Raw genomic sequence first — 21,187 nt, 5'->3', positions numbered from 1 at the left:
TGGGCCACTCCTTCAGTCGTCGGTTCCGGGAAGTCCGGGCAGGTTCTGGATGGTCAGGGTGCCGTCGGCCATGCCGCCGGCCGTGATGCGGGCCAGGTCGTCGAGGGCCTCGGCCTGCTGCCGCAGCAGCTCCGCCCGGCGCTCGATCCCGGCGAGCACGGCCTCGTAGCGCTGCAGCTCCTCGCTCCCCAGGTCCGGGACGCTCAGTTCCTCGATGCCGCGCGAGGCCCGTACGGCCCCGCTGGTCCGGCCGTGCCCGGAGGCGGCGGCCCGCAGCAGCGCCGCCAGGACCCGGGGCCGGAGCGGAGGGTCGGCGTCGGGGTGCACGCGCAGGATCCGGGCGGGGGTGACGACGATCGACAGGCCCTCGGTGTCGACGCGGACGCCGAAGCGCGGGCTCGTGGTGACGACGAGGTCGCCCGGCTCGGTGAACTGGACGTGTTCGTACGCCGTGAGGACCAGGCCCCGGTCGATGCGACGGCTGCCGAATCGCGCGCTGCCGAGGATCTCCTCCGGCCCGATCACCGCGTAGTGGCCGGCGGACGAGAGGTGTTCGGGGGCGATGCGGTGGCCGGGGCGGCGGCGCAGGCGGCGGTCCTTGAGGAGACGGCGGATGGTGGTGCGGCGCACCGGTTGGTCCTCGGGGCGCAGTACGGCCCCGGTCTTCACAGGGCCGTCGGTGCCGGCCCGGCGCGTCACGCGCTCGTCGAGTGCGGCGAGGTGCCGCTCCACATCGGCGATGCGGGCGGGGCGTTCCACGACGGCGCTGGTGTACCGGGCCTCGGGGGAGCGGTGCTGAGGGCTGAATCCGGAGCCGGGCCGGTCGTCGAGTTCCTTCGCGGGGACGACGGCCGCGTGGCGGGGCTCGTGCCGGCGGTCTCCCCGCCAGTCGGATGCCCGCCAGATGGCGATGTCCTCGGCGAGCACGTCGAGGACCGTCCCGGTGAGCGGCTGGGCGGAGTAGTCGGCGAGGAGGACGCGGCCCGCGCGCTCGTCCTCGGGAGTGCGGGCCAGGATCCAGACGGCGGTGCGGTAGCCCGGGCGGTAGGCGAAGGCCCCGTCGGGCAGGCTGATCGCCGCCTTGAGGAGCCCCTTGCCGAGGAAGGAGCGGCGCAGCCGGTCCGCGTCGCCGTGCCGGGGAAGTGGGCGGACGAGCGCGTCGGCCGGGCCGAGGACGACGGCCGTCGAGCCGTCGGCAAGGTGGTCGGCGAGGTCCTGGATCCGTTGCAGAGCCCGGTGTGCGCTGCGGGTCTCGCCCGCTTCGTAGGGGAGGGCGCAGACGAGCACGTCCGGGTCGCCCCAGTCGTCCGTGGACAGCTCCTCGCCCTCGGCGACGTCCAGCGAGAACTCGAACACGCCCCGGACGAGCATCCGGCGCCGGACGAGACGGGCGAGCGTCGGATCGGGCTCGGCCGCGAGGTAGGTGTGGCCGGAGTCCTCGGGCGCCGCCGCGTGCAGGGCGGCGAGCAGGTCGCCGCTGCGGGCGTACGGGGTGGCGAGGACGGACTCGTCGGCCAGGGTGCCGACGCCGGCCAGGGCCGCGAGGGCGCGGGCCACCACGGGGGTGGGCTCGTCGGCGGCCAGGTCGTGGGAGCCGAGGCGGCGGCGGGCCTCCAGGACCCAGTCGCAGGCTTCGGCGGGGGTGTAGGCGGCCTCGGTCAGTTCGTCGGCGAGTGCGCCCAGGGCCGGGCCCAGGTGGTCCGGGTCGGGGACGGCCCGTAGCTCGGAGAGGAGGAAGGTGTCCTCCGCGTCGAGGCCGGCGGCCTGATCGAGGAGGTCGCCCCAGGTGTGCTCGCCGACGGGGGCGTCGCACTGCTGGCGCAGGCAGATCAAGGCCGTCAGCGCACCCACCAGAACGGGGGCGGAGAGGCCGGAGGACCGCCAGGCGGAGAGGGTGTGCAGGGCGGCCTCGGCCCGCAGGCGGCGGGGCTCGGCGTTGCCGCGGCCGGTCCGGACCAGCCAGTCCACGACCTCCCGGGCGTCGAAGAGCGGGCTGCCGCCCTCGCGGGTCACCGGTGCGGGGAAGTCGCGGTGGCGCCGGCTCCAGGTGGTGGGTACGGGCCGCTTCACCTGCGCGAGGGCGGCGATCTCGGCGTAACCGATACGCCAGGACAGGGGGCCGGGCAGGATGGGGGATCCGCCGACCGGCGTCGGGGTGCTCATCGGTCTCCCCTCCCGTGGGCTTGGGCTTGGGCTTTCGCGGACGCCCACGCAGCTCCGTGGAATCGCGTCCGCCGTGACGGCTCAGGGGAGCCGTCGGCGACGGACTGCAGAAGCCTACCGCCGGTCAAGAAGAGACCCGTTGATGTCCTGGTAACCCCTCTTATCAAAGCGGGGAGTTGATTTCTCCGCGTGCACAGTCCACGTTGTCCTCTGCCTGCGGTGCAACGGATCTGGTGAGGAAGCAAATGAACGACGCGACAGACGAGATCGAACCGTCCCGGCTCCAGAAGGCCGTCGAGACGATCGCTATCACGCCGGAGGCGGCCACTCAGCTCGTGGGCGGTTACCGGGCGGCTTTCGAGAAGAAGTTCAAGCGGGAGCCCGAGAGCCTGGAGGACAAGCGCAGGATCGCCGCCAAGCTCATCGGCCGGTACTCCAAACTCTCGGCAGCCGCCGGGGCGGTCACCGCGGCCCCGAGCGTGATACCGGGGGTCGGGACGGCGGTCGCAGTCCTGGGCGGCGGTCTCACTGATATCGCCGTGGTGCTCAAGCTCCAGGTCGACATGTGCATGTGCCTGGTCGAGGTGTACGAGACCGAGTTGAGCAGTGAGGACAAGAAGCACCTCGCCTTCGTGCTCGCGTTGGCGGGTTCGGCGGAACAACTGGCGGCGAAGGGCGGCAAGGCGGCGGTCCTGAAGATCGCCGAGAAGCTCGTCTACCAGTACCTGCGAGGCCCCGCCCTGATCACGATCAAGCAGTTGTTCAAGCGGGTGTCCATCACCTTCACCCAGAAGGCCATGGCCAAGGCGATACCCGCCGGCGTGGGCGTCGCTTTCAGCAGCTCGACCAACTACGTCCTGACGACGGTGGTGGGCAAGGTCGCCGTCGCCGTCCTGGCCAAGGACGTGAAGTAGCAGCGCTGCGTCGGGTGCCGGCCCGGCGGCCCGGCGCCGGTCGGTCAGCAGCCGCCGGAGGCCGTGGCGGGGGCGCCGATGATGAGGGTGGCCGGGGCGGAACAGCAGCCGCCGTCGGTCTTATCGGCTGCGGTGGGCTGTTCGAAGAGGCCGGCTCCGCCGCAGACACCGGTTTCGGGGAGGGTCAACTCGACGCGTTCGGCGGCTTCCTGGTCGCCGGCGAGGGCGGCGGCGATGGAGCGGACCTGCTCGTAGCCGGTCATGGCCAGGAAGGTGGGGGCGCGGCCGTAGGACTTCATGCCGGCGAGGTAGACGTCCTTCTCCGGGTGGGAGAGCTCGGCGGCGCCGTGGGGGCGGACGGTGCCGCAGGAGTGCTGGTTGGGGTCGATCAGGGGGGCGAGGGCCGTGGGGGCCTGGAGGCGTTCGTCCAGGCCGAGGCGGAGCTCGTCCAGGAAGGTGAGGTCGGGGCGGAGGCCGGTCAGGACGATGACCTCGTCGACCGGGTCCAGGCGGCGGCCGACCTCGCCGACGAGGACCAGGCGGCCGTCGGAGTCCCGCTCGACGGCTTCGGTGCGGAAGCCGGTGACGGCGTCGGCGTGGCCGTCGTCGACGGCTGCCTTGGCGGCGAGGCCGAGGGCGCCGCGCGCGGGGAGCTGGTCCGAGGCGCCGCCGCCGAAGGTGGAGCCGGAGATGCCGCGGCGCAGGATCCAGGCGGCGTGCGTGCCGGACTCCTGCTTCGCGAGGTCGGCCAGGTGGGCGAGGGCGGTGAAGGCGGAGGCTCCGGAGCCGATGACTGCGGTGCGCTTCCCCGCGTATCGGGCGCGCACGGCCGGGTCCTTGAGGTCCGGGACGCGGTACGTGATGCGGTCGGCCGCTGCGTGCTCGCCGAGGGCCGGAAGGCCGCTGCCGCCGGCCGGGCTCGGCGTGGACCAGGTGCCGGAAGCGTCGATCACGGCGCGGGCGAAGACGCGGGCCTCGCTGCCGTCGCCTGCGGTGTAGTGGATCACGAAGGGCTGGGCCTCGCGGTCGGTGTCGACGATCCGGTCACGGCCGGTCCGGGACACGCCGGTGACGGTCGCGCCGTAGAGCACGCGCTCGCCGAGGACGTCGGCCAGGGGCTGGAGGTAGAGCTCCGCCCAGTCCCCGCCGGAGGGGTAGGTGCCGGCGTCGGGCTTGGTCCAGCCGGTGGGGGCGAGGAGCTTCTCGGCGGCCGGGTCGACGACCTCTCCCCAGGTGGAGAAGAGGCGTACGTGCGCCCACGCGCGGACCGCGGAGGCGGCGGTGGGGCCAGCCTCCAGTACGAGGGGCTCGATGTCCCGCTCGACGAGCCGGGTCGCGGCCGCGAGGCCGATCGGTCCGGCGCCGATCACGACGACGGGCAGGGCTTCGGTGGACGCGTTCATGACGGGCTCCCCTGGCTGCTTCACTGGGCCACTTCACTGGGCCACTTCACTGGGCTGCTTCACTGGGCCGCTTCGCGCGGCCCGCTCTCTGATTCGACATCCATCGATGCCCTCGCACCTCCAGGCTGGCACGCTGTATCGACGTTCGTCAACATAGACATCCATCTAATCGCCGGGGATGATGGGCGCATGTCCCTTTCCGAGGTGATGCCGCTCCTGGAGCCGCAGCCCATTGCGCCCTGCTGCCCGCCCCTGTCGGAGCGCCCGCTGACGGCCGAGGAGGCCGAGCGGACCGCGGTGATGTTCAAGGCCCTGGGTGACCCGGTGCGCCTGCGGCTGTTCTCGGCCGTCGCCTCGCACGAGGGCGGAGAGGCCTGCGTGTGCGACATCTCCGACGTGGGCGTCTCCCAGCCGACGGTCTCCCACCACCTGAAGAAGCTCAAGGACGCCGGCCTGCTCTCCTCCGAGCGGCGCGGCACCTGGGTCTACTACCGTGTGGAGCCCGCCGTCCTCGCCGCGATGGGCGCCCTGCTGACCCGGGCGGCCTCGGGATGAGCATCCGCATCGAGCCGCTGGCCCGGGCGCACGCGGACGAGGTCCTGGCGATCTACGAAGCCGGGATCGACGAGGGCAACGCCACCTTCGAGACGGAGGCCCCCGCCTGGGAGGCCTTCGACGCGGCCAAACTGCCCGGACACCGCTTCGTCGCGGTCGGCCAGGAGGGGAAGCTGCTCGGCTGGGTGGCCGCGTCCAAGGTCTCGGACCGGTGCGCGTACGCGGGCGTGGTCGAGCACTCCGTCTACGTGCACCCCGGCGCCCGGGGCCGCGGCGTCGCCCGCGCCCTGCTCGACGCGCTGATCGCCTCGACCGAGGCGGCGGGCATCTGGACGATCCAGTGCGGGATCTTCCCCGAGAACACCGCGAGCCTGGCCCTGCACCAGCGGGCCGGCTTCCGCGTCATCGGCACCCGCGCGCGCATCGGCCGCCACCGCGGCGTGTGGCGCGACGTCGTCCTGCTGGAGCGCCGCAGCCCGCGGATCGACTGAAGACTTCGGATCGACTGAAGACTTCGGGCGCGCCGAACTCCTCGGCGCCTGGATCACCACCACGTCCGTCTACTGCGTCATGCGGAGGGCGACCCGCCGTCCGTCTCGCCCCGCATGAAGATGACCGCGACCAGGGCCAGGCCCATGGCGGCACCGAGCAGCTGCACGCCGACGAATGCCGGGACCGAGGCGGGGGCGATGCCCGCGAAGGTGTCGGTGAAGGCGCGGCCGATCGTCACCGCCGGGTTCGCGAAGGAGGTGGAGGAGGTGAACCAGTACGCGGCACCGATGTACGAGGCCACCGCTACGGGCGCGAAGCGCAGGCGGTCTGTCCGCGCCAGGCCGAAGACGAGCAGGATCAAGCCCGCCGTGGCCACGACCTCGCCCAGGAGGAGGTTCCCGGCGGAGCGGTCGTGCGTGGACCACTTCACCAGCGGCTCGCCGAACATCGCGTCGGCGAGGATCGCGCCCGCGACGGCGCCGACGATCTGCGAGGGGACGTAGACGGCCGCCTCGCGCGCCGTGACGCCCGCTCCGCCGCGGCGGGCGGTCCACCACTCGGCCAGGGTGACGGCCGGGTTGAAGTGGGCGCCGGACACCGGGCCGAGGAGGGTGATGAGGACGCCGAGGCCGAAGACGGTGGCGGTGGAGTTGGCCAGGAGCTGGAGCGCCACGTCCTGGGTGAGCTGCGTGGCCTGGATGCCGGAGCCGACGACGATCGCGACCAGGGCGGCGGAGCCCACCAGCTCGGCGGCGGCGCGGGCGATCAGCGGGGTGCGGGGCGGGGTCGCGCCGGGTGCGGGCTGGGGCTCGTCACCGGCTATGGCGTCGGTGGCGGGCTCGGGGGCGGTCACGGCAGGTTCTCCTCGGGCAGGTGAGGGGGTGAGCGGGCTACGGACAGGACCGCTTGAAGTTCGATTCGGCAGTGAGGCGCGCGGTGGACGCGAGGGCGGCGAACTGACCGGCGAGCGCTTCGATGACGTCCGGGCGCAGGCGGTAGTAGGTGAACCTTCCGCACGGCTCCGTCTCCACGAACCCGGCCTCGCGCAGCACCTTCAGGTGGTTGGAGAGATTCGTCTGCCTGGCACCCGTCTCCTCGACCAAGTGCGTGGTGCAGAGCGTTTCCCGGGCGAGGAGGGTCACGATCTGGAGCCTGAGCGGATCGGCGAGAACCCGGAGCAGATCAGTGTCGACTGACGTCATCATGGACTGATACTGTCACATCACCCAGGGCTGATACCAGTCCAGGCTGATCCGTTGCCGCCTGAGCGCGATGGCCGGCCCGGTCGACCCTTGGCCCTGCTGATGAAGGAAGTACCGATGCTGTCCACCCCGCCGCTCGCCTCCGTGCTGTTCGTGTGCATCCACAACGCGGGCCGCTCGCAGATGGCTGCCGGCTTCCTGCGCCACCTCGCGGGAGACCGGGTCGAGGTCCGTTCCGCGGGATCCGTTCCCGGCGAGCAGATCAATCCCTCGGCCGTCGCCGCCATGGCCGAGCTGGGCATCGACATCTCCGACCAGAAGCCGAAGGTCCTCACCCCCGAGGCCGCGCAGGCCTCCGACTACATCATCACCATGGGCTGCGGCGATGCCTGCCCGTACTTCCCCGGCAAGACCTATCTGGACTGGCAGCTGGAGGACCCCGCGGGCCAGGGCGTCGAGGCCGTGCGCCCCATCCGGGACGAGATCAAGGGCCTGATCGAGGGCCTCGTCGCAGAGATCGACGCCACGAACACGCAGCAGGAGCAGGGGAGCTGACCGCATCACGGTCGGCGCCGAGATGATCGACGACGACATTCGTCTCCGACCCGCGTACGAGTGGGCCGGCCGAGAGGGTCATTCGCTGTGCCCGGCCGGTGTGGTGGCCTGCCGTGTCGCTTGCACCCGTGGGGAGTGCCGCATGGCGGTGGCCATGTCGAGGAGGTCTTCGGAGTCTTCGGTGGAGGTGACGGTCCATCGTTGTTCCGGTGTGACCGGGGGCAGGGTTGAGCCCTTCTGGATGACTGCGCGGGCCAGGACGGAGGCGTCGGCTTCGCTGCGGGCCCGGCGGTTCTCGGAGTGCTCGGCCAGGGCGAGTCCGTAGGCCTTCGTGCCGGTGGCGTGGTCGAACCACGGGGTCAGTCGCAGTACTGCGTCGAAGATGTCCGTCTCCCGCTGCATGAGCCGGCGTTCGATGGGCTTCCACCACGGCATCGGTGGTGGGCTGGCGGGGGGTACTTCGGGGCGGATTTCCGACCAGAGGGGCTGCAGGCGGCGAAAGCGGTGAAGGGCCCGCCAGCGGGAGACTGCTCCTTGCCCGACGGCGGGCACCAGGAAGCCGATCGTCGTCAGGGCGGCGCCGAGTCCTGCGAGGGGAGGCGCGACATCGGTGCTGAGCGAGTCCCATCCGTCCGTACCGGCCCATCGGGCACCGACGGCCAGGAGTTTGAGCAGGGCGAACGACAAGCCGAAACCGAACGCGACCACAAGGATGAGCAGGCCCCTGTGGGTCCATGCCGCCTGGAGATCCCGAAGCTCACGGGCCCACCGCCAGCACCTCGTTGCCACCACGAGAGTCGTGGCGAAGTGCGCGACCAGATAGAGCACGATCACCTCCCGCACGAACGGCGTGTTCGCGTAGAAGGTGTCGAAGTCGCGCGGCCGCTCGACGGGCACGCTGCCGAGGTAGAAGAGAACGCAGAACGTCACGATCAGTGCAGCGGTTGCTGCGATCCACATCCTGGTGCGCCCCCGGAGGACCTCTTCGGCACCCCCGCGCCAGTGGATGAGGAGCACATTCGAGCCGCACGACAGGCACGGCAGAACGCAGTAGACGATGAGCGCCGAGATGTTCGGGACACCGGTGAACCGGTTGACCCGCTCGATCGTCGGCGGAGCGCCGAACACGAAAGCCGCTGCCGACGCCGTGAGCATCACGAAGATCGATTTGGTCATGGGCGAGTGCCGACTGCGCCAGAAGGAAGGAGACTTCACCACCAGAGCGATGGCCAAGGCGCCGGCCGGAACGTAGTAATCCGATCCGGTCATGCTCAGTAGCCTCTGCTTCGGCCTATGCTCGACTGGATCCGGCCGGCCAGACCAGTTGTCGGTACGGTACCGCCGCCTTTCAGGCAGTCCCGCAGCCGGGCTCCCATCTGCAGCCCGAACTCCTCCGCGTCGCTTTCCTCCTGGGTGTCGACGTGGCTCCTTGCGGCCAGGGCTATGAGGTCGTCGCCTGCCAGTTCGCCGCCGAGTGACCTGGCAGCTGCCGAGGCGGTGTCGCTGTGGGCCCCGTGAGAGAGGCACTCTCCCTTCAGGACGTGCCACATTTCGTGCGCGAAGATCACGAATTGGTGGAGTGTGGTCGTTCGGCTTTCGATGATGATCGCGATCCGGTCGTCGAACGTCGCGGTGAGGCCACTGGCCGTATCCACGGGGAACCTGCGGAAGTACAGGAGGACCGGACGGAACGGGAGTTCCGCGTGCTGCTCGTTGAAGCGCCGCTCCACGTCGGCTCTCAGTACCTCGAACAGGCTGTCCGGGTCCGTGGGAATCGGCCTGTCGAGGCCCGCGAGAACCGCGTCGGAGAACTTTGCGATCTCCCGCGCGCTGGATCGTCGTGCCAGGTGGGTTCCCGGCGCGGCGAGCAGGCCCTGACGGGATGGCAGCCGGCCGAGAGCCGCGAGCACCCTCCGGCGAATGCCGGTCATCCGCCCGTCGTTCATCCGTGTGCCCCCACTGTGCGTTCCCCTCCGATGGGCGGTGGAGTCGCGCCCCGCCCCGCCGCTTTCTGTGACTGAAGGTCAGATCGGTTCCAGCGTCCGGACCGACTCTAGGGGCCGGGAGTCTTCTCGTGTGATCGCGTCCAGGAAGGGCATCAGTGCCGTGATCTCGGCGGTCGCGTCCGGGTCGTGGAATCAGCTCGAGGCCTGGGGCGGGGAGGCGTCACCGCCCTGGAGCCCTCCTCCGAACATGTAGGCGGCCCAGCGCATGAGTTCGGCGTTCTGTGAGTCGCTCTCGGCTCCGCGGGCCGCCATGGCGGTCAGGCCGATGCGCGCCGCTCGCAGGCTGGTGACGACGGCCGTGACCTCCGCGTCGCCGGTTTCGAAGAACATGGCGGGCACGTCGAGGGCGGCTGCCAGGGCTTCCAGGACCTCGGGGTCGGCGTGCGTCGACCGGCCGAGGCGGAGGCTCGTCACGAGGGGGCCGCTCAGGACCGCGCGGCCCGCCTGGGCGTTGCCGCGTGCGGCGAGTTCGGCATCCGTGGGACGGTCCTGCTCGGCGGTCCCCTCGAGGAGGGTCGTGATCCTCTTCGCGATGCTGTACGGCCCCACGGGCTGCCGGGCCTGGGGATGCTGCGGCGCTGCCGCGACGTCCTCGCCGAAGGAACGCTCCTCCGCGGCGAGCAGCTCTTCGACGCTGACGCCGTACGCCTCCGCCAGAGGGGCGACGTAGTGGGGGGCCAGTCTGCGCCGTCCTCCTTCAGCCGCCCGCACGGGAGAGGGCGAGCCGGTCTGCGTGACGGCCGCGGTGTCCTTCTGCGTCATGCCCGCGTCGCACCGGAGGTCCGCGAGGGTCGGCAGGCCGGAGCGCGGGAACAGGTCGTCCACGCGCTCGCCCACCAGTGCTGCGAGCCGAGCCAGCTTCTCCGGGGGCGGGGACGCGTCTCCGCTCTCGTAGCGCGAGACGACGGACGGGTCCTTGACTCCGAGCGCGGCGGCCACCTGCGCCTGGGTCAGGCCCTTCACGGCGCGTGCGCTGCGGAACCCGGAGGCGTCAAAGCGGCGTTCGGGCATGGGTACTCCACGGTGCGGTGCCGGGACGGCGACCTAAACTGCTTGATCAGATCGCTGGATGCATATAACTTGCATCTGGCGACCTCGAGGGGGGATCCCGCGTAGCCCTCCACGCTATCAAGCACGCCTGTCGGATCGGCCCGCCCATCGTCCGAAGGGACGTCATGAAACTCATCCCGGGAGGAGCTCGGGGCGGCCAGACCGCCACCGGCGATGCGCGGGCTCCCTTAGGCGGGTCCTTCTCTCGCTGCGGGAGAAGGAGCGAGTGCGACGTGAGTCCGTGCTGCACCTCCCGCGAACCCGGCGAACAGGGGCGACGGGAAAAGGAGACGGAATGGATCCGTCAAGGGTTTCTCCGGCTGCCCGATCTCACGGACCGGGAGCTCCAGATGTTCCACGCGATGGCGTACGGCCCGTCGAATGACGAACTCGCAGTGAGCCTCGGCTTGTCCATTCGCACGGTGAAATTCCATCTGGAGAACATCCGCGGAAAGCTGGGTGGGATATCCCGTGTCCAGACCTGTCTCCTCGCGGTGCACCACCGCTTGGCCACCTGCTCCGCCGGACAAGGCTGTGGGGATGCTCGCGGCACTGACAGCCCGTGCGCGTAGCGGCCGTTCGCGTGGGGCGGATGACGGCGGCGGGGCCATGGCCGCGCCGATACGGCCTCACTCGTCCACGGTTCAGGTGCCGGCGATGAGCGTGGCGGCGAGCTTCAGGCGCGCGTCGAGTTGCTTCCTGGCCCGGTCCAAGGTCTCGGCGTTCTGCTCGATGACCCGGTTCTCGTAGGCGACTTCCACCGTGTACCAGATGCCGACGAGGTTGGTTTCCCTCTTGCATCCCACGTCCTGCTTGGCCATGGCGATCGCCTGGGGGCTGCTGATGCCGGAGCTGTCAATGCCGGGCGGCTGGCCCATGGGGCTGTCGTCGGTGTATCCGTGCCTGCCCATGCACTCGCTCCATGACTTGAACGCCCCGACGACCCTGCTGTCCTTCTGGGAGCGGGCGTAGGAGTCAAGGCCGAAGCCCTGTACATCCGTGGACGCCACCGAGTCCTTGGTGGGTGAGAACAGCTTGAGGGCGCTTTCACGCAGGCAACCGCCCGCCGGTACCTTCTGGCCGGCGACGACCGTGGTCGCCACGTCGGACTTCTCCGCCTCGTCCTGGCTCATCGGGACGGGCAGGGACGGGTCCACCTCCAGTCCGTGCAGCACGAGCTGCTCGTTGGGACCGAGGGCCTGCTGCGGAGGTCTCTGGGCCTGGCCTTCCGGCGGGTTGGCGTACCCGTACCGGGCAGCCTCGGCCGGATCGGAAAGTCCGTACAGCCGATTGTTGTCCCGTTTGACCGCCGGCTCCTTCCGCCGCAGCTGGTAGCGGAAGCCGAAGCGCTGCATGCACTGGTCGACGAGTACGTCCTGTGCCTCGCTGAGCATCGCGTGCTGCCGGTTGTCCGGGAGGTAGGAGGCCATCGGCAAGGTGAGGTTCCGGCTTTCGAGGAGCGTCGGCACAGCGCCGATCCCGGGTTCCGCGTCGGATCCGCCGCCGTCCGACTGCGCGCACCCGGTCAGGAAGAGCGCCAGTGCGGCTGCGGAGGCCGTCAGGACGGGACGGGGGGAACGCGGCGAGAACATGGTGGCTCCGATGCGGGGACGGCTAGGGTGCGGGGAGCGGCAGCTCCGCCCGGCGCTTACGGGCGGAGCTGCCGTCTCACATGTGCGGGTCTGGGCGGATGTGCTTAGAGGCGGATGTGGTTAGAGGCGGATGTACGCCGAGGAGAGCTTGTTCCCGTAGAGCGAGTTGAAGTTGCCCTTTTCCGTGGGGTTGAGGTGCGTCTGGTAGCCGCCGCGCTGCGGGTCGGTGTAGACGTCCCACGTGAAGGTGTCGCGGTTGTGGTAGGACTCGGTGTAGTCGTCCGTGGTGTGCCCGGCGCAACTCTGCGAACCCTTGAAGAAGTCGTCCGGGAAGTAGCCGTCGGAGGTGTAGAGGTCGAAGACCGAGTTCCCCTGGTTCGCGGTGCAGAACAGGCCGAACTCGCCGGCCTCGAGCCAGCCGTCCTTGCCGGCGGCGGAGGCCGAACCGGCGCTGACGGCGACGGCGCCGAGGATAAGGCCGGCAGCCGCGAAGGTGCGCAGGGAATTGCGGAGCTTCATGGTCTTCCTTTCGATTGGGGCAAGACGGATTTCGGCGGGTGAGGCCCCTGTTGTTTCAGGCCGAACCCGACGACCCGGAGTCGATCACGTGGCAGATTGCTTTCACAACTGTCCCTGAGTACAGGTTGGTTGATCACTTCTCGGTTTAGGGTGACCGTGATCGCAAGATGTCCCAGGAGGTCTGCTGTGCCGTTTCGACGGGATTCATCCGTAGTCGCCCCACTGTTGGGTTCGGCCACTTTTCTGCTGTCCGGCTGCTAATGAAGGGCGACACGCAAGACCTTGAACCGGCCGAACTCGTCCCGCCTCCTCAGCAGTCCGGGCAGGTCGGGGAATCCGGGGGCGCCGAGCCCTCCGCCGGGCTGTCGGCCGGGCCCTCCGCCGGGCTGTCCCGGCGACGTGCGTGGCTGGCGGCCGTAGCGGCGGGGGCCGTGCTGCTCTCCGCCGCCGGTGTCGGCGCCTCGCTCGTGATCAAGTCGCCGGCGCAGGCCGCGGCCGAGGCGGGCCCGCCGCCCTTGGACGTACTCGTCGCGCGGGTCGAGAAGCGCGTGCTGCGCGACACCCTCATCGTGCGCGGCACGGTCACCTCCGCCCAGGCCGTCCAGGTCACCCCGACGGTCGCGGGCGGGGAGGGCTCCGCCCAGCCTGTGGTCACCAAGGTCGCCGTTCGGCAGGGGGATCCCGTCCTGGCGGGCAAGGTGCTCCTGGAGGTGTCCGGGCGCCCCGTCTTCGCGCTGCCCGGGGCGCTGCCCGTGTACCGGGACCTGAAGCCGGGTGCCACCGGTGATGACGTGAAGCAGCTCCAGAAGGCCCTCGCCGGGCTCGGCCACGGCACGGGATCCGACAAGGCGGGCACCTTCGGCGCGGGGACCAAGGCCGCGCTCGGCGCGTTCTACAAGTCGATCGGCTACGACCCGCTGCCCGCGGTGGCCGACGGCGGCGAGGCCCTCAAGGCTGCCGAGGACGCGGTCACTTCTGCCGAACGAGCCCTGGAGGACGTCAAGGCCGCCGCCAGGTCCGCCGGGGGTGGCACCGGTACGGCCGCTACGACCGGTGGTACGGGTAGCACCGACGGCAAGGGAACCTCGGGTGCCACGGGCACCACCGGCGGCAAGGGCGCCGCCCAGGACGCTGCCCGCGCCCTGGCCCGCGCCAAGGAAGACCTGACCAAGGCCCGCGAGCGCCTCACCGAGGCCCGCGCGGCGGCCGGACCCATGGTCCCGGCCGGCGAGGTCGTCTTCCTGGAGTCCTTCCCCGCCCGCGCCGACTCCGTCGGCGTCCGCCCCGGCTCCCCGGTCAGCGGCGCCGCGATGACCCTGTCCGCCGGCGCGCTCGTCGTGCGCGGGCAGCTCGCCGAGCACCAGAAGGGCCTGGTCCGCACCGGCCAGAAGGTCGAGATCCTCTCCGAGACCAGCGGGGTCACGGCTGCCGCCGAGGTGCTGTCGGTCGCGGACACCGCGTCGGCGCCACCCGCCGCGCCGAACGGCGGCCAGGGGGACGGGCAGGGCCAGCAGGCTCCCGCCCCCGGCGGTCCGAGCGGGTACGAGATGCTCGTACGCCCCCTCGCCGCGCTGGACGCCAAACTCGCCGGCCAGGACGTACGGCTGACCGTGGAGGCCGCCGCGACCGACGGGAACGCACTGGTCGTTCCGGTGACCGCCGTCTCCGCCGGGACCGACGGCCGTACCAGTGTCACCGTCGTGGACGGTACGGGAGCCCAGCGCCGGGTCGAGATAAGGCCCGGGACGACCGGTGACGGCTACGTGGAGATCCGGCCCGCCGGGGACGGCGTGATCGCGGACGGCGACTCGGTCGTCATCGGAGTCAACCCCGGCGTCGCGGGCAAGCGGACCGGTGGCAAGACCGACGGCGGCAAGAGCGGCGACGGTTCATGACCGGGACCGCCGACGAGACCGCGACCGAGCCCGCCACCCAGACCGCCACCGACACCGCCACCGACACCGTCACCGTCACCGTCACCGTCACCGTCACCGTGACCGCCACCGAGACCCTCACCGAGGCCGTGCCGCCCGTCATCGAGTTCCGGCAGGTGGGCCTCACTTACCCGGGCCCCCCGCCGGTGGCCGCCTTCAAACCGTGTGATCTCACCATCCAGCGCGGGGAGTTCGTCACCGTCGTCGGCCCCTCCGGCTCCGGCAAGTCGACCTTCCTCAACATCGCCGGCCTGCTCGACGCACCCACCACGGGCCACTACCTCATCGACGGCATCGACACCGGCGCGCTCGGCGACAGCGACCGGACCGCCCTGCGCGGCCGCCGCATCGGATTCGTCTTCCAGTCCTTCCACTTGCTGCCGCACCGCTCGGCCCTGGAGAACGTCGCCCTCGCCATGCTCTACAACGGCGTACCCCGCAAGGAGCGCCCCGCCCGGGCCCGTGAGGCCCTCACCCGGGTCGGGCTCGCCCACCGCCTCGACGCGCTGCCCTCCCGGCTGTCCGGCGGCGAACGCCAGCGGGTGGCCATCGCCCGGGCCCTGGTCGCCCGGCCGTCGCTGCTGTTGTGCGACGAACCCACGGGGAACCTCGACTCCGTCAACGCCGACACCGTGCTGGCCCTCCTCGACGAACTCCACGCCGACGGGATGACGGTCCTCGTCATCACCCACGACCAGGAGGTCGCCGCGCACGGTGGCCGGACCGTGGCGATCCGCGACGGCATACTGCGCGAACAGGCCCCCGCATGAACCTGCCCCAGCTCCGCCGGACCGTGCGGCGACGATCCCGCTCCGCCGTCCGTGTCGAGCCCTCCCGTTTCACCGCACGCGACAACGTCGCGGAGGCCTTCGCCGGGATCCTGCAGCGCCCGGCCCGCTCGGCGCTGACGGCGCTCGGAACGGTCCTCGGCGTCGGCACCTTCGTCGCCGTCCTCGGCCTGACCGCCACCACCTCGTCCCAGATCGACGGCCGCTTCAACCTGCTCACCGCCACCGAGGTGACCGTCGAAGACGTCGCCCGGAGCAAGGACCCCTTCGCCGGCCCCGGATTCCCGGTGGACGCCGACCTCCGCGTCGGGCGGCTGGGCGGGGTCCAGCACGCGGGCGTCTTCTACACGGTCCGGCTCGATGCCACGGCCGGCAAGGTCCGTTCCGCCCCGGTCGGCGGGGGCGGCGGCGGGGGCGACACCAGCGAGGTGGTCGCAGCCTCACCCGGCGCCCTGCGGGCCGCCGTCCCCAAGCTGGCCCAGGGCCGCCTCTACGACGAGTACCACTCGAGTACCAGGCAACGCGTGGCTGTCCTCGGCTCGTCCGTCGCCGCACGCCTCGGCATCACCACCCTCGACACCCGGCCGGCCGTCTTCATCGGCTCCGAGCCCTTCGCCGTGATCGGGATCATCGAGGACGTGCAGCGCAAGTCCGACCTCCTCCTCTCGGTCGCGGTGCCCCGCACCACGGCCGAGGAGATCTGGGGCGCGCCCGAGAGCGACGGCACCAGCATGCTGATCGCGACCGATATCGGCGCCGCCCAGCAGGTGGCCCGCCTCGCCCCCACCGCACTGCGCCCCGACCACCCCGAGTACCTGAAGTCCGTACCGCCGCCGGACCCGCGGATGTTGCGCAGCGGGGTCACCTCCGACCTGGAACAGCTCTTCCTGATCCTGGCCGGGATCTGCCTGGTCATCGGGGCCGTCGGCATCGCCAACACCACCCTGGTCGCCGTCCTGGAACGCACCGGCGAGATCGGCCTGCGACGCGCGCTCGGCGCCCGCGGCCGCCACATCACCACGCAATTCCTCGCAGAATCAGGGGCCTTGGGCATCCTCGGCGGTCTCGTCGGCACGTCCCTGGGCGCCCTCACCGTGGTGGGCGTCGCCGTCCTCCGCGACTGGACCCCCGTCGTCCACCCCGGCACCGTCGCGGTCGCTCCGTTCCTCGGGCTGCTCACCGGAGTCCTGGCCGGCCTCTACCCCGCCTGGCGCGCTGCCCGCATCGAGCCGGCGGAGGCCCTGCGCCGCTGATCCCTGCGCCGCCGAGGCCCGGGCCGCCGAGGCCCGGGCCCGTCCGGGCGGGGGCGGCGAGGGGGGGGCTCACCGTGTCAGGAACCGGGCCCGCAGCCGCTCCGTCGTGGCCGGGGTGATGCCGACCTCGTCCGCGAGGTAGGACCGGACCGAGCCGTAGCGGGTGGCGAGACCGGCCAGGGTCAGGCTCAGGATTTCGGCGGGCGCACGGCCGTACGAGGGCCAGCGCATCGTGCGGCCGGGGTTGGCGGTGTGCCAGTCGGCCGTGAGGCGGGCGGTCGCCAGCTCGGTCAGGGCGAAGTCCGCGAGGATCTGCTCCTCGTCCACACCGAGGAGGGTCAGGACGAGCGCGGCGATCAGCCCGGTGCGGTCCTTGCCGGAGGTGCAGTGGAAGACCGCCGGGCCCGGGCCCTCGGCGAGCAGCTCGATCGCGGCGCGGATCTCCGCCACCCCGTCCTCGGCGACCTCGGCGAACCGGTCCGCGAGGAACCGCCACGGGTCGGTGTCCGGGTCGATCTCGGCCTGGTCGTACGGCCGGTGCTCGATGCTGTGGTTGGCGTACGTGAACCGCTCGGGCTCCGGTATCCGGCCCTTCGCCTCGATCTCCCAGGGGTAGCGCAGGTCGATGACCGTCCGCACGCCGAGCTCCAGGAACCGCTCCCAGTCGGCGCCCGCGAGCTTGCCGAGCGAGTCCGCCCGGTAGAGGGCGCCCCACACGACGGTGGAGCCGTCCCGCGTGCGATAGCCGCCCAGATCGCGGAAGTTGTGCAGTCGCTCGAACTCGATGTGACGGGTCATGCGCGGATCCCCCCGATGCCATGCCGATGATCTTCCTGCGGACCGAGAGGCTACTCCGGCCGCCTCAGCCCATCCGCAGGGCCGCCGCGAAGTCCATCTTGTCCTCCAGCCGGCTCAGGTTGCGCCCGGTCAGCGCCTCGATGCGGCTGATCCGGTAGCGCAGCGAGTTCACGTGCAGGTGCAGCGCCTCGCCGCAGCGGGCCCAGGAGCCGTCGTGTTCCAGGAAGGCCCGCAGGGTGGGCACCAGGTCGGAGCGGTAGCGCCGGTCGTAGTCGGTCAGCGGGGCCAGCAGCCGACGGCTGAACTCCCGCCGGACCTCGGCCGGGATCAGCGGCAGCAGCGCCATGACGTGCGCGGCGAGATCGTCCGGCCCGCAGGCGGCGACCGCTTCCGAAGGGGCCGCGACCTGCCGGGCGTTACGGGCCTGCGCGAGCGCGTGCCGCAACTCCGCGGCCCCGCCCACCGGGTCGCTGACGCCGAAGGCCAGCCGCTCCCCGGCCCGCAGCCCGCGCGGCAGCGAGCCGCCGGCGACCCGTACGACCGCGTCGGGGGTCAGCAGCGCGTTCGCCCCGACGAGCACGAAGGCGACGGCCTCGGCCCCGTCCCCGGCCGCCGTGACGGCCATCCGCGGTCCTGCGTCGGGCCCCAGGCACCGCGGATGCAGCAGGACCTCCTCCAGCAGGTCGCGCACGGACGCCGCTACGGGAAACCCGTGCACCCCCTTCGGATCCAGCCGGGCCGACACGGCCTGCCAGCGAAGCCGGCTTTCCGGGCCTCCCGGGCCTCCAGGGCCTCCCGGCCCGCCCGCCCCCGCGGCCCCCGCCGTGAGCCGGGCCGCCGCCTCTTCCTCGTCGAACAGCGCCTGCCGGCTCTCCCCGTCGGCGGCGGCAGCGGCCGAGCCGACCAGCGCCAGCAGCCGTTCGGCGGCGCGCCGCCGCATCGTGCGGTCGGTGTCGCGGCCGCCGCGCTCCACCGCGACCAGCCGCGCGAGCCGGTCCAGCAGGTCGACGCGTTCGTCGTTCCAGTCGGAGCTGTCGGCCTCGACGGCGATCAGCCAGTCGGTCAGCGCCGCACCGGGAGCGGAGTCCCCCTCCCCCTCCCCGGGCCCGGAGCGGACCGGGAACAGGGAGAAGGCCGTCCCGCGCGCGACCGTACGGTGCGGGGCCCGCTCACCCGCCCGTTCGGCGGCCAGGAACCGCCCGGCCAGCGCCGAGGCAGTCTTCTCCGGCAGCGGCGGCCGCGCGCCCGCGATCTGCCGGCCGGTCGGGGAGAGGATGTGCGCGCGCAGGTCCAGCTCGGCCAGCAGCAGTTCGAGCAGGGCGTCCGCCCCCGCACCGGCCTGCCGGTCCGTGCTGAAGCGCCGGTGCCGGTCCACGAGCGCGGCGAGACCGCCGATCCGCTCCTCGGTCCGGCCGCGCGCCACGTACTCGGTGACCGAGGTGAACGGCACCTCCACGCCCACCGCGAGCAGCGGCAGCCCGTGCCGGGCGCAGGCCTCCACCAGATCCTCGGGGACGTGGCCGAACCGCGCCTCGCCCGCGCCCAGCGCCACGGCGCCCGCCTCCACGAGGACGCGGACGAACGCGTCGGACGGGTCGGCCGCTGCGTCCTGCCGGCCTTGGCGGTGCCGCCGGTGCCAGGCCAGTCCGGACAGCACCAGGTCGCCGGGGGACACGAAGCGCCCCGGGTCGGGCAGGTCGATGGTCACCGTGCCCAGCACGGGCCGGTCGAGGTCCCGCTCGCCGCCCGGCAGGCGCAACAGGCGCAGCAGACACGGGTCCGCAGGCGCCTGGGCCTCTTCGGACGACAGCAGATCACGCAGCCTCATGGGCACCAGACTGCCATGCGCCGGCCCCTCCACGTTTCCCGGCCTCTCCCCGCTGCATCGCAGGTCAGGCCTTTACGTTGGGGTAATTCCACGGAAATCGGGGTGAGTCCGATGGGCCCGGTTCATGGGATCGGTGACTGCCGGACACCGCGGCCGGGGACCCTTCGCCCGGCGCAGCGGAACGCAGTACGGCCGATCGGCACGGCCAGCTGGTGCCGATCGGCCCTCATCCCGGCCGTCCGCCGCTGTCAGCCTGGAGTGGACGGCGACGCGAAGGAGAGTGCCGGCCATGGGGATCACGCTTCCGCGGCCCGCCGGGGACGACGACTGGTGGAAGAAGGCGGTGTGCACCTCCGACGAGGAGTGCGCCGAGCTCTTCTACTCCGAGGCCTCGGGCTCCGCCGCCCGGGCCAAGCGGATCTGTTTCTCCTGCCCGGCCCGCAGCGCCTGCCTCGAGCACGCCCAGGAGACCGGCGAGAACTTCGGGATCTGGGGCGGACTCACCGGACACGAGCGCCGCGCCCGCAGACAGTACGGCCGCCCCTGACAGCCGCCCTGACGGCCGCCCCTGACGGCAGGCGCTAGAAGCCCATCGGGGCGTGCAGTTCGACGACGACCTCCACCTCGACGGGGGAGTCCAGCGGCAGCACGCTCACGCCGACCGCGCTGCGGGCGTGGATGCCCGCGTCACCGAAGGCGGTGCCCAGCAGCTCGCTCGCGCCGTTGAGCACGCCGGGCTGTCCCGTGAAGTGCGGGTCACTGGCCACGAAGCCGACCACCTTGACCACGCGCTTCACGGCGGACAGGTCCCCCGCGACGGAGGTGATGGCGGCCAGCGCGTTGAGCGCGCACTGCTGCGCCAGCTCCTTGCCCTGCTCCGGCGTGACCTCGGCGCCGACCTTCCCGGTGAGGGGGAGGGCGCCGTCGACCATCGGGAGCTGGCCGGAGGTGTACACGTAGTGCCCGCTCTGTACGGCGGGGACGTAGACGGCGACCGGCGAGGGCGTCGGCGGCAGCTTCAGGCCGGCGGCGGCGAGGCGCTCTTCGGGGGTGCTGCTCATGGGCGGATCTCCTTGTGGTCGCTGTCGCTATCGCTGACGCCGTCGCTGTCCGGCCGCGGGAAGATGATGACCGGTTTGATCATGCCCGGCTCCTTGGCGGCGAGCCGCCCGAAGGCCTCCCCGACCCGGTGGAACGGGAATTCGTGCGTGGTGATCACCGTCGGGTCCACCAGCCCGTCCCCGATCAGGTGCAGCGCCCGCGCGAGCCGCGCCCCGCTGCTCTGCGGCGGCCGGCAGCGGGCGTACGTGATCTTCCCGCTCCCGGACAGCCCCGCGCGGGCGGCCCTCGCGGCGGCGGGCGCGGCCGTCGCCATGATCGCGCGGTCGGCGCCGGCGCCGCCGGTCAGCTCCAGGATCCGCGCGGCGGTGTCCTCGTAGGCCGGGTCGATCACCACGTCGGCCCCGAACCGCAGGGCGAGGCGCTGGCGCTTCATCTCCGGCTCGACGGCGATGACGCGGGCCCCGCGCAGCCGGCCGGCCGCGATGGTCGCGCTGAGCCCGACCGCGCCCTGGCCGAAGACGACGACGCTGCCGCCCGGGGGCGGCCCGGACTCCTCGGCGGCGGCGAAGCCGGTGGGGAGCGCGCCCGCCGCGTAGAGCGCCTGGTGGTCGGAGATGGTGTCGGGGAGCGGTACCAGCCCGGCCCCGGCCGCCGGGGCGCGGAAGAACTCGGCGAGCCGCCCGTGGCCCTCGACGCCGACGCGCCGGCCGACGTAGGACGGGCAGACGCCGGGGCCGACGGCCTCGACGACGCCGACGGCCTCGTGGCCCAGCCCGGTGGGCGCCCCGGCGGCGGTGTGCCCGCCCCAGGCGCAGATGAGCGCGGCCGTGGTGCGTACGAGGACCTCGCCCGCCCGGGGGTGGGGGACGGGCCGTTCCAGCACGGCGGGCGGCTCACCGGCACGGCGCAGCGCGAAGGCCTTCACTAGTCTCCTTACTACGTCGTTACGCGGCTGGGTTTCCAACCATGCGGGTACGGATCCGGCCCGGCGGGGGGCCGTAGGTCGGAACCTGCCGGGCCGACCGGCCGCACTTGGTCCCGCTGCTCGTCCCGTTCCACCTGCGGAGCAGACC

Annotated in this window: 22 protein-coding genes; 9 read left to right on the top strand and 13 right to left on the bottom strand. The window is 72.1% G+C overall.

Annotation, left to right across the window (positions count from 1 at the left end; all coding sequences use genetic code 11):
• Positions 1-12: 12 nt before the first annotated feature.
• Positions 13-2,163, bottom strand: a complete 2,151-nt coding sequence (locus tag MTF69_RS17565; protein ID WP_243335510.1) for a hypothetical protein — start codon at positions 2,161-2,163, stop codon at positions 13-15.
• A gap of 245 nt (positions 2,164-2,408) precedes the next feature.
• Here MTF69_RS17565 and MTF69_RS17560 point away from each other — a divergent pair, with 245 nt between their 5' ends.
• On the top strand, positions 2,409-3,077 hold the full coding sequence (locus MTF69_RS17560) for an EcsC family protein (protein ID WP_243335509.1): 669 nt from the start codon (positions 2,409-2,411) through the stop codon (positions 3,075-3,077).
• A 44-nt stretch (positions 3,078-3,121) separates the two neighbouring features.
• On the opposite strand, the gene MTF69_RS17555 is transcribed toward MTF69_RS17560, so the two are convergent.
• The gene (locus MTF69_RS17555) at positions 3,122-4,480 is read right to left on the bottom strand and encodes an NAD(P)-binding domain-containing protein (RefSeq protein WP_243335507.1); all 1,359 of its coding nucleotides are present in this window, start codon (positions 4,478-4,480) and stop codon (positions 3,122-3,124) included.
• Positions 4,481-4,669: 189 nt separating this feature from the next.
• Here MTF69_RS17555 and MTF69_RS17550 point away from each other — a divergent pair, with 189 nt between their 5' ends.
• Positions 4,670-5,035 carry a helix-turn-helix transcriptional regulator gene (locus tag MTF69_RS17550; protein ID WP_243335506.1) on the top strand — a complete coding sequence of 122 codons (366 nt, stop codon included), beginning with the start codon at positions 4,670-4,672 and terminating at the stop codon, positions 5,033-5,035.
• The gene (locus MTF69_RS17545; protein WP_243335504.1) at positions 5,032-5,526 is read left to right on the top strand and encodes a GNAT family N-acetyltransferase; all 495 of its coding nucleotides are present in this window, start codon (positions 5,032-5,034) and stop codon (positions 5,524-5,526) included. The genes MTF69_RS17550 and MTF69_RS17545 overlap by 4 nt, the downstream gene beginning before the upstream one ends.
• Before the next feature lie 77 nt (positions 5,527-5,603).
• Here the strand turns inward: MTF69_RS17545 and MTF69_RS17540 are convergent, their stop codons facing one another.
• Both MTF69_RS17540 and MTF69_RS17535 read right to left on the bottom strand, forming a co-directional pair.
• Positions 5,604-6,380, bottom strand: a complete 777-nt coding sequence (locus MTF69_RS17540; protein ID WP_243335502.1) for an MIP/aquaporin family protein — start codon at positions 6,378-6,380, stop codon at positions 5,604-5,606.
• Between the two features lie 37 nt (positions 6,381-6,417).
• A complete protein-coding gene (locus tag MTF69_RS17535) occupies positions 6,418-6,732 on the bottom strand; it encodes a helix-turn-helix transcriptional regulator (protein ID WP_243335501.1) in 315 nt (104 codons plus the stop codon).
• Positions 6,733-6,846: 114 nt separating this feature from the next.
• On the opposite strand from MTF69_RS17535, the gene MTF69_RS17530 reads away from it, so the two are divergent.
• The gene (locus MTF69_RS17530) at positions 6,847-7,284 is read left to right on the top strand and encodes an arsenate reductase ArsC (protein WP_374323246.1); all 438 of its coding nucleotides are present in this window, start codon (positions 6,847-6,849) and stop codon (positions 7,282-7,284) included.
• Between the two features lie 78 nt (positions 7,285-7,362).
• On the opposite strand, the gene MTF69_RS17525 is transcribed toward MTF69_RS17530, so the two are convergent.
• The 3 genes from MTF69_RS17525 to MTF69_RS17515 all read right to left on the bottom strand — a co-directional run bounded on the left by MTF69_RS17525 (position 7,363) and on the right by MTF69_RS17515 (position 10,301).
• Positions 7,363-8,553: an MAB_1171c family putative transporter gene (locus MTF69_RS17525; protein WP_243335499.1), complete on the bottom strand. Its 1,191-nt coding sequence runs from the start codon at positions 8,551-8,553 to the stop codon at positions 7,363-7,365.
• Positions 8,554-8,555: 2 nt separating this feature from the next.
• On the bottom strand, positions 8,556-9,230 hold the full coding sequence (locus tag MTF69_RS17520; protein ID WP_243335497.1) for a hypothetical protein: 675 nt from the start codon (positions 9,228-9,230) through the stop codon (positions 8,556-8,558).
• Positions 9,231-9,422: 192 nt separating this feature from the next.
• Positions 9,423-10,301, bottom strand: coding sequence for a helix-turn-helix transcriptional regulator (locus MTF69_RS17515; RefSeq protein ID WP_243335495.1), 879 nt, complete (start codon positions 10,299-10,301; stop codon positions 9,423-9,425).
• 164 nt (positions 10,302-10,465) lie between these two features.
• On the opposite strand from MTF69_RS17515, the gene MTF69_RS43735 reads away from it, so the two are divergent.
• Positions 10,466-10,912: a response regulator transcription factor gene (locus MTF69_RS43735; RefSeq protein ID WP_374323243.1), complete on the top strand. Its 447-nt coding sequence runs from the start codon at positions 10,466-10,468 to the stop codon at positions 10,910-10,912.
• Positions 10,913-10,984: 72 nt separating this feature from the next.
• On the opposite strand, the gene MTF69_RS17510 is transcribed toward MTF69_RS43735, so the two are convergent.
• Both MTF69_RS17510 and MTF69_RS17505 read right to left on the bottom strand, forming a co-directional pair.
• Positions 10,985-11,932 carry a hypothetical protein gene (locus MTF69_RS17510; protein ID WP_243335493.1) on the bottom strand — a complete coding sequence of 316 codons (948 nt, stop codon included), beginning with the start codon at positions 11,930-11,932 and terminating at the stop codon, positions 10,985-10,987.
• Positions 11,933-12,052: 120 nt separating this feature from the next.
• Positions 12,053-12,451 carry a hypothetical protein gene (locus tag MTF69_RS17505; protein WP_243335491.1) on the bottom strand — a complete coding sequence of 133 codons (399 nt, stop codon included), beginning with the start codon at positions 12,449-12,451 and terminating at the stop codon, positions 12,053-12,055.
• A 260-nt stretch (positions 12,452-12,711) separates the two neighbouring features.
• Between MTF69_RS17505 and MTF69_RS17500 the strand changes: the two genes are divergently transcribed.
• From MTF69_RS17500 to MTF69_RS17490, 3 genes are read left to right on the top strand one after another with little or no spacing between them, the layout of a single operon-like run.
• Complete coding sequence (locus tag MTF69_RS17500; protein ID WP_243335490.1) at positions 12,712-14,346, top strand: peptidoglycan-binding domain-containing protein; 1,635 nt, start codon at positions 12,712-12,714, stop codon at positions 14,344-14,346.
• Positions 14,343-15,155, top strand: coding sequence for an ABC transporter ATP-binding protein (locus MTF69_RS17495; RefSeq protein WP_243335487.1), 813 nt, complete (start codon positions 14,343-14,345; stop codon positions 15,153-15,155). Before MTF69_RS17500 ends, MTF69_RS17495 begins: the two co-directional genes overlap by 4 nt.
• On the top strand, positions 15,152-16,426 hold the full coding sequence (locus MTF69_RS17490; protein WP_243335486.1) for an ABC transporter permease: 1,275 nt from the start codon (positions 15,152-15,154) through the stop codon (positions 16,424-16,426). Before MTF69_RS17495 ends, MTF69_RS17490 begins: the two co-directional genes overlap by 4 nt.
• 69 nt (positions 16,427-16,495) lie before the next feature.
• Here MTF69_RS17490 and MTF69_RS17485 read toward each other — a convergent pair whose 3' ends face one another.
• Positions 16,496-17,224 carry a tyrosine-protein phosphatase gene (locus MTF69_RS17485; protein WP_243335484.1) on the bottom strand — a complete coding sequence of 243 codons (729 nt, stop codon included), beginning with the start codon at positions 17,222-17,224 and terminating at the stop codon, positions 16,496-16,498.
• A gap of 64 nt (positions 17,225-17,288) precedes the next feature.
• Complete coding sequence (locus tag MTF69_RS17480) at positions 17,289-19,052, bottom strand: PucR family transcriptional regulator (RefSeq protein ID WP_243335482.1); 1,764 nt, start codon at positions 19,050-19,052, stop codon at positions 17,289-17,291.
• 289 nt (positions 19,053-19,341) lie between these two features.
• Here MTF69_RS17480 and MTF69_RS17475 point away from each other — a divergent pair, with 289 nt between their 5' ends.
• A complete protein-coding gene (locus MTF69_RS17475; RefSeq protein WP_243335481.1) occupies positions 19,342-19,599 on the top strand; it encodes a WhiB family transcriptional regulator in 258 nt (85 codons plus the stop codon).
• Positions 19,600-19,633: 34 nt separating this feature from the next.
• On the opposite strand, the gene MTF69_RS17470 is transcribed toward MTF69_RS17475, so the two are convergent.
• The gene (locus MTF69_RS17470; RefSeq protein WP_243335479.1) at positions 19,634-20,113 is read right to left on the bottom strand and encodes a RidA family protein; all 480 of its coding nucleotides are present in this window, start codon (positions 20,111-20,113) and stop codon (positions 19,634-19,636) included.
• Entirely contained in the window at positions 20,110-21,039 is a 930-nt protein-coding gene (locus MTF69_RS17465; RefSeq protein ID WP_243335478.1) for a zinc-binding dehydrogenase, read from the bottom strand. The genes MTF69_RS17470 and MTF69_RS17465 overlap by 4 nt, the downstream gene beginning before the upstream one ends.
• Between the last annotated feature and the right edge of the window lie 148 nt (positions 21,040-21,187).

The organism is Streptomyces sp. AP-93 (assembly GCF_022808175.1).
In the GTDB taxonomy this organism is placed as follows: Bacteria; Actinomycetota; Actinomycetes; order Streptomycetales; family Streptomycetaceae; genus Streptomyces.
The sequence above is the reverse complement of the archived record's forward strand: the minus strand, read 5'-3'. Positions and strand labels throughout refer to the sequence as shown.